This is a genomic window from Nostoc sp. 'Peltigera membranacea cyanobiont' 213, assembly GCF_002245975.1.
Lineage (GTDB): Bacteria > Cyanobacteriota > Cyanobacteriia > Cyanobacteriales > Nostocaceae > Nostoc.
Window position 1 is genome coordinate 1 of sequence record NZ_NOLI01000363.1, and the last position, 1,292, is coordinate 1,292.

The 1,292-nt window shown below is 43.7% G+C and carries 1 pseudogene; it reads left to right on the forward strand.

The window, feature by feature from the left end:
- A pseudogene (locus CDG77_RS34960) lies at nucleotides 1-1,248 on the forward strand (hypothetical protein); the annotation flags it as partial.
- Between the last annotated feature and the right edge of the window lie 44 nt (nucleotides 1,249-1,292).

The window sequence follows — 1,292 nt, forward strand, 5'->3', positions numbered from 1 at the left end:
GTGAATTTGGCAGGCTTAACAGGTCAACTGGCATCTCTGGGAATTGCGGTGGGACAAGGTGTTTTGGAACAGCTAGCAGCCGAGGCTGATGAAAAGCGGCTTGAACGAATTCTCAAAGAACTGCAACAGCAGAATGACCGCGTAGATAACATAGCCAGTCGCTTGCAAGAAGCAAAGCCAGACTTACCAGAGTCTCAAAAGTCTCAAGATTTTCAAACTGTATCTGAAGAATCAGCCGCAAACAATCCACTGGCTGTAGCTGCTACCAAAATCGGCTCTAAAGTAGATAATCTTGGTTCCCAACTAGACCCCAAATACCAATCACAACCATTTGAATTAAATAAGGATGCCAGCGTCAGCGAACAGCTTGACCAAATTGAAGCCTACCTGAAAGTTCTTTCCAAGCGACTTGACCGTTTAGAAATGGTAGTTAGCCGATTGGAAAAACAGATAGCAGCACCACAAAATAATTCTACTGTTGTTGAGTCAAAAACTGATGCAGATATTGTCCAACCTAACTCTGCTAACCATCCACCAGCAGACGTTGACATTTTAGAACATCTAACGAAACGCCAAGCACAGCAACAACAAGCTGCCTGTGCTGATGCTTTAGTGGGGTTTGCCAAAGTTGCTGGTGAATTATTTGACCAATCACCCCAAGCAGGTATCGCCATTTCCAGTAACAAAACTTTATGGGTAGATGCAGAAGACAAACAAGTAGCCATTGCCTTAGAAAATACCCAAGGTGAAACACTTTTTGCTGGTACTCGCACTCAGGGACAGTGGGCGATCGCACAAGACAATCTTAGCCCTGATGAAAAGACGGGCATCTGCAAACTGCCACAGTCGAAAGAAGAATACGCCCTCAAAGCCAGTACCCAAGAATTAATTCAAAAATTTCAAGAACAACTACCTAACCGATTTAACAGCAATGATGAACCGACATTCACCTGGACTGAAAAGGGCAAAGTCAAGTACGAATTTGAAGTAGTAAAACTGCCCAATGATACACGGCTACTTCAAAGATTTAACCCTAATCGTAACGATGAACAAGTGCTTGATGCCGTTTTAGTACCAGGGCAGCCCCCAGAGATTTTGCAGTGTAGCATCCCCCTGCGTGAGATAGAAACGCTACTGGACAATCAGCAATCAACTCGCTCTACCCAAGCCCAGACTGATAAAGATACTGCAAGGCAACGCCAGAAACAAACTCAAAGAAAAGCCAGCAAACCAGAAATGCAAGTTTAATTCTACAAACGAGAAGAGAAAAATGAACAACACAAAATCTCACA